Annotated in this window: 7 protein-coding genes; 4 read left to right on the top strand and 3 right to left on the bottom strand. The window is 65.8% G+C overall.

The features are described 5' to 3' along the window. Positions 1-41 precede the first annotated feature (41 nt). Both R5W23_RS20695 and R5W23_RS20690 read right to left on the bottom strand, forming a co-directional pair. Entirely contained in the window at positions 42-542 is a 501-nt protein-coding gene (locus R5W23_RS20695) for a hypothetical protein (RefSeq protein WP_261187233.1), read from the bottom strand. Between the two features lie 135 nt (positions 543-677). Beyond that, complete coding sequence (locus tag R5W23_RS20690) at positions 678-1,154, bottom strand: hypothetical protein (protein ID WP_320687927.1); 477 nt, start codon at positions 1,152-1,154, stop codon at positions 678-680. A gap of 694 nt (positions 1,155-1,848) precedes the next feature. Between R5W23_RS20690 and R5W23_RS20685 the strand changes: the two genes are divergently transcribed. Then, positions 1,849-2,922: an AI-2E family transporter gene (locus R5W23_RS20685; protein ID WP_320687926.1), complete on the top strand. Its 1,074-nt coding sequence runs from the start codon at positions 1,849-1,851 to the stop codon at positions 2,920-2,922. Positions 2,923-3,012: 90 nt separating this feature from the next. Then, entirely contained in the window at positions 3,013-3,588 is a 576-nt protein-coding gene (locus R5W23_RS20680; protein WP_261187236.1) for a hypothetical protein, read from the top strand. A gap of 102 nt (positions 3,589-3,690) precedes the next feature. Here the strand turns inward: R5W23_RS20680 and R5W23_RS20675 are convergent, their stop codons facing one another. Then, positions 3,691-4,422, bottom strand: a complete 732-nt coding sequence (locus tag R5W23_RS20675; RefSeq protein ID WP_320687925.1) for an alpha/beta hydrolase family esterase — start codon at positions 4,420-4,422, stop codon at positions 3,691-3,693. A gap of 366 nt (positions 4,423-4,788) precedes the next feature. On the opposite strand from R5W23_RS20675, the gene R5W23_RS20670 reads away from it, so the two are divergent. Together R5W23_RS20670 and R5W23_RS20665 are read left to right on the top strand one after the other, a co-directional pair. After that, complete coding sequence (locus R5W23_RS20670; protein ID WP_261187238.1) at positions 4,789-5,238, top strand: hypothetical protein; 450 nt, start codon at positions 4,789-4,791, stop codon at positions 5,236-5,238. Between the two features lie 165 nt (positions 5,239-5,403). Continuing rightward, on the top strand, positions 5,404-5,748 hold the full coding sequence (locus R5W23_RS20665) for a hypothetical protein (RefSeq protein WP_261187239.1): 345 nt from the start codon (positions 5,404-5,406) through the stop codon (positions 5,746-5,748). The last annotated feature ends 252 nt before the right edge of the window (positions 5,749-6,000 follow it).

The following is a 6,000-nucleotide window of genomic DNA, read 5'->3' as shown; positions in this document are numbered from 1 at the left end:
ACCAGCTTCTACCCGCAAATCGAATCCGAACGGTTCGCGGCTCAGTGGGTCGCAGTCGAACCGTACTGGGCTTTCATCGCCCGGTACTCATCCTCCAGCCGGTCCCGGAGCGCGGCCTTGCGCGACGGGTCGTGATCGAGCTGCCGGACGGCCCGGTCGATCGTGTGCCGGGCGTGCAGCAACCGCGGGTCCCGCAGTTCGGGGTAGAACGCCGCCAGCGCGCACTGCCAGCCGGCGTCGTTGATGAACAACTCGCCGATCTCGGCGGAGACGGCCGGAAGGGTGCCCTCCCCGGTGATGAGCCGGGCGGCCAGTTGGTCGGCGCGCCCGCGGCGGCGGGTGTCGCTTTCGGCCTTGGCGTCCATGTCGGCGCGTTCGTCGGCGAGTGACTGCTTCTGCGCGTCGAGCGCGGCGTAGTTCCACACGTCCAGCCCGGCCGCGCGTGCCCACTCCGGGGCCAACAGGTGCGCCGCGCCCAGGCTGACGGTCAGTCCGACCAGGACGGCGGCCGAAGCAGCACCGGGACGACGAATCGTGGCCATCACAAGAACCTCCGTAAGGTAACCTCGGTCCGCTCCGCGGGCGCCTCCGGCCGACATCGGCCGGGCGCCGCGCGGAGCGCGGGGGCAGCGGAGAGGGAATGGCCGGGGCGCCGGCCGGGAGCGGGAGAAGCGGGATCAGCCGGCGGCGACCGCCTGCTGGAACTCGGCTTCGAGGCGCGCGGAGAGGGCCGCGCGGGCGGCGGGCGGGGTGCGCCCGAGGGCAAAGGAGATCACGTTGCGAGCCGTTTTCTCGCGGTCCGTGGTGCCCGGGAAGGCGAAGCGGATGGCGTCCATTGCTTGCGGGCGGGCGGCGTTCAGTTGCGTGAACCGGTCGGTCGCTTCGGTCAGGGTCGCGCGGCCCTCGATCAGTTCCCGGACGATCGACTCTTTCACCGCGATCCGGTTCAGAACCGTGTCGTCCTCGGCGCTGAGCCGCGCGCTCTCGTCGGTCGCGGCGCGGACCTGATCGCGGAGGTTCGAGACGTTCCACACGTCCGCGCCGAGCGACTGGGCCAGTGTCGGGTGGCTCACGAGAGCCACGAACGCCACGGCGAAGAGGGCGGCGGTCACGATGCGGGGGCGCGTCTGAAGGTTCGCGAACAACTTGGTCATCTCCGTAAGGTCAGGGGCGAAAACAACGGACCTCCCTACCACCCGCGGCGCGGTTCTACGCGACGGGTGGAGACACGAACTTTGGCCGACGGCGACGCACGGCCTTATGCCCTCCGGTCGGGGGGCGGGCGCGGCGGGTCGGGAGTCACACACTCGGACCGGGGAACAGGGGCGGGTCCAACGGACCCGATCCATCTCCGGCGGTCCACTCGCGGGCAGCTCGGGCCGGCGTGCTTGCGCACGTTACGGCGCGAATCCCCCGCGTCTGGTGAGGACCGTTCGCCTTCTCACGTCGGTGTTCCAAGCCGACGCGGACGCGAGCGGTAGGGGTGGGGAGTTCTGCTCTTCGTACTCGCTCTCAGGATAGTTCCGGCTATCCTGCGGGTAGCTTACATCACTTGGTAGTGCAACCGCTGAGCCGGGTTCCCTGTTCCGAAAGGCATTCTTGCAAGTCGTTAATGGGGAGCAATTTGCGGAGCAAGTTTTTCTTGTGTATTTTTTCACAAGGCTTCCACTGCCTCAAAATCGCGCGCCGGCTGCTACAGTTCACAACACTTATCCCTGGTGATTTTAACAATCGCCTCAATTTCAGTTGCCTGTTCGGGACTTCCGGAAATGGGGTCATGGTTCGGGCGAGAGACAAAAGGTAAGATGCCCGGACCTCGACCCGGCTCCGACCGCCCGAGACGAACTCATGTCCGCGCACGACCCGCACCACGACACCGCACAGTTCCCGCGCTGGCGCGCGCCCGACACGCTCCGCACGGTCGCGTTCGTGCTGATGGGGACTGCCGCGGGCTGGTACCTGATGCTCCAGCTCGCGTCGGTATTGCGGCCGCTGCTGGTGGCGGTGCTCCTCGCGTACGTGCTGATGCCGTACCACTCCCGGTTGCGGAAACAGGTCGGCACGCCGGCGTCGATCGCGATCCTCGCGGGCGGCACCGCCGGCGCGCTGGTCGGGCTGGCGTTCATCACCTCCGCGAGCGTGCTCGCCCTCCGCGACGACGTGCCCCAACTGACGCAGCGCGCCGACGACCTGCTCACCGCCCTCGAGCGCGGCGTGTCGGCCTACGCCCCGTGGGTGTCGCGCAACGACACCCGGCCGATGCGGGTGCAGGCCACCGAGCAGATCGGGCTGGTGGTGCGGCTGATCTTCGGCGTCGCCGCGACCGCGATGATCGAGGCGGGCGTGGTGGGGCTGTACCTGCTGTTCCTGCTGCTCGAGGGCACGCAGCTCCCGGCCCGGGTGCGGCGCGCGTACCCGAAGGAGCGGGCGGAGCAGATCCTCCAGGTCGCCGGGGAGGTCAACGCCGCGGTCATCAGCTATCTGAAGGCGAAGGTGAAGTCGAGCTTCTTTCTGGCGGCCCCGGTCGGCGCGGTGCTGTGGGCCACCGGGGTGAACTTCTCGCTCCTGTGGGCGGTGCTCACGTTCCTGTGCAACTTCATCCCGTACATCGGCACGGTGATCGCGTACGCGCTGCCGGTGGGGTTCGCGTTCCTGTGGTTCGGCCCGTCGTGGGAGCCGTTCGCGGCGGCGGCGCTGCTGCTCGTGTGGCACGGGGCGTCGGCGTCGGTGATCGAGCCGATGATCCTGGGCAACGCGGTCGGCATCAGCCCGCTGGTGATCCTCGGCTCGCTCGCGTTCTGGGGCCTGCTGTGGGGCGTCCCGGGCATGTTCCTGGCGGTCCCGCTGACGGCGGTTCTGACCATTGTGATGGAGCACTTCGAGCAGACGCGGGCGCTGGCGAAGCTCCTCAAAGGCGGGTGAGCGGTTTTCCTAAAGCTCTTGCACCGGCGGTGCGGCTATAATCCCCCCACCCGCGGGGCCGTTCGCTCCCGCACCTTCCTGAGGTATGTTATGCGCTTCCGCCTGCTCGCCGTGTTCGCCCTCGTGCTCGCCCCGCTCGCCGTTCGCGCGGCCGACGAAGAGAACCCGTACAAGAGCGCCAAGGTCGGCGACTTCGCCGAGTACAAGCTGACCACCAAGGTCGGCGACCTGTCGATCCCGGGCACCATGCGCCAGGTCGTGACCGAAAAGACCGACAAGGAGCTGACGCTCAAGATCGTCAGCGCCGTCGAGTTCGGCGGGCAGAAGAAAGAGAACGAGCAAACGCAGAAGATCGACCTGACCAAGCCGTTCGACCCGACCAAGGGCGGCGCCGTGCCGGGCGGCGGCAAGGTGGACATCGAGAAGCTGAAGGACGGCAAAGAGAAGGTCAAGATCGACGGCAAGGAGTACGACACGTCCTGGACCACCTACAAGGCCAAGATGAAGGTGTTCGGGCAGGACATCGAGTCCGAGATGAAGGTGTGGACCTCGAAGGACATGCCGCTGGGCATGTTGAAGATGACCATGACGGGCAAGTTCGCGGGCCAGGACATGGAGAGCGCGGTCGAGCTCACCAAGTTCGGCAACAAGAAAGAGAAAGAGTAATCCGGCAGGTACGTGTGCCGCGCGCCAGAGCCCGGTGTGCCTTCGCACTTTCAAGGTGCAAAGGCGCACCGGGCTCTGGCGCACGATACTGCGTTCGCTGTGCTATTTCTTCGCGTGCTGTTTGAAGAACGTGACGATCCGCGCCGCCCCGTCTGCCGGGAACGTGTGACCGCCCGGATACACCAGTTCCACGAACGGCGTTCCAGCTTTGGAAGCGTAAAGCACACCCGCCGGGGTCTTCTCTTTGTCCCACGGCGTCCCTTCGGATTCGCAGCCGTTCAACTTCCGCACGGCTTCCATCGTCTGTTTCTGCCACGCGAACTTGACCAGTTCGTCCTTCTCCCCTGCGATGTGTAAACACGGCTTCGGCTCGAACGACTTCGTTAAAGCCGTAGCGGTCGTACCCGACGGCGCGACTGCCGCGAATACGTCCCCGCGCTCGGCCCACAAGAGTTGCGTGAACCGGCCGCCGTTCGAGTGTCCGGTCACGTACACGCGCGTCTCGTCCACTTTGTAGTCCGCGCGGAGCGACTTCAGCATTGCGTCGAAGAACTTCAGGTCGCGGTCGTTCTGCTCGCCGGCGGTGATCTGCCACCCGCTCTTCTTGCCTTCGGGATCGGTGAGTTTGACGGGCGTGTTGAGCCCTTGCGGGTACACGCAGATGGCCTCCGGCCAGTGCGTGTGAACCCCGATCGATCGCGACGCGTGTCTCATCGTGCCGCCGTGGCCGTGAAAAACGAACACCAGCGGGCGGGCCGTTGTTGTCGCGTTCGCCGGGGCACAAACGAGCGCCTCACGCAGGCGCTCGCCGACCTTCCACTCGACCCGTTTCATCTCCGGCTCTGCGGCCGATGTCGTCGCACCCGTCACCGCTAAACACAGGCTCAGTAAACACAGGCGCTGCACGATTCGTCCTCCTCAAATTCGGCACCACCCGCACCCACCAGTTTCAACACCTCTATTCCAGGCCGGTTACAAACCAGAAATGTCACTTTTCGTGCAATTCACATGGTTAAAAATGTCTATCAAAATGACGAATCGTGTTCAGGCAAAAAGAAAATCGAAAAATCCGCGCGGGAGTCGGTTGACATGCGTAGTGTACAGGTGTATAAATCGTGTGTCGGATGCAACTGAGGAGTTGGAACTGCAACCGAACGGGTTGAACGCGACCAAGCGAACACGAGTGCGGAGGGCGGAACCATGGAAAGCTGGCGTCTGGTGTGGCGGGACGGGTTCGTGCCGGTGCTCTCGACGGCCGGGTTGGAATCGCTCCGCGACGCGCTCCGTGGCGACGACCCCCGACTGACCCAAGGCAGCACCACAACTCCCCCTCCGCTCATGTGCGTTCAGGACTGGCCGGTCGAAGCGGCCTGTGCCCTCGGGTTCTGCGGCTGGCAGGGCGACGAACTCGAGTCCGTGGGGCAGGTCGAGGAGTTCTTCGCCCGCGCCTGCTTCGAGGCCGACCAGCGTCTCGGCGAGCCCGCCGCGTGCCGCTGGTTCCTCAACTGGTTCGACGACACGCCCCGCGACGAGATGCGCCGCGAGTTGCTCGCCGAGGTCGAACTCGCGATCGCCCAGCGGCTCCCGATCGAGTCCCCGAACCCGGCGAACGAGCCGCTCACGATGCAGCCCGAAATCGCCGCCGCCTGAGCGGCCCTTCCAGACAACACGGCCGCACGCGCCACGCGAGGTCCGCAGTAGTCATCTGAACAGTAAATCGGTGCTGGTGGGAGTGAAAAATCGCTTCTTTCGGCACGGCCCGCATACGAGCCCCTGACCCGAACGCACGCACTTACCCAAACCTCGGATATCGCCATGAACCCGATCTGCCGTCACTGCACGAAGTCGAAGGTGAACCGTCCGCGCGGGCTGTGCTGGAGCTGCTACTACACCCCGGGCGTGAAGGAACTGTACCCCTCGACCTCGAAGTACGCCCGTCGCGGGGTCGGCAACTTCACCGGCAGCGCGCCGCTGCCCGGCGCCCCGACGACCGCCGCCCCCGGCACGCCGGAAAAGCTCGCGGTGCTGGAGCAGCGGGCGAAACTGAAGCAGGCGATTTTCCACCCGGCCGACGCCCGTTACGAAGGCGACCCGCGCCCGCTCGAGTTCCTCAAGAACAAGTCCCGCAGCGCCGTGCCCGAGATGTCGTGCGTGGCGTGACGGGACGCGGGTTGTGGTCGAGGCTGCCGTTCGCCCGCAGGTGCGCCCCACCCAAATGGTGTCTGTCGCCCACGGACCGCTCGTCCGTTCTCAGACACGCCTGACAAGCGCCCGACCTGAACGCGAACGGAACCGTGCCTCCCACAACCCGCCGCACTCCAAGTTGAGATCATGCGGCTGTTAGTGCCAATCGCTTCACATCAGCAGACCGTTTGGGCGGTCTGCTGCTTTTTTTGGTGGCCGTTTCTGCGC

The sequence above is a fragment of the Gemmata algarum genome (genome assembly GCF_034097035.1).
Classification (GTDB): domain Bacteria; phylum Planctomycetota; class Planctomycetia; order Gemmatales; family Gemmataceae; genus Gemmata; species Gemmata algarum.
This window is presented reverse-complemented; position numbering and strand designations above follow the sequence as displayed.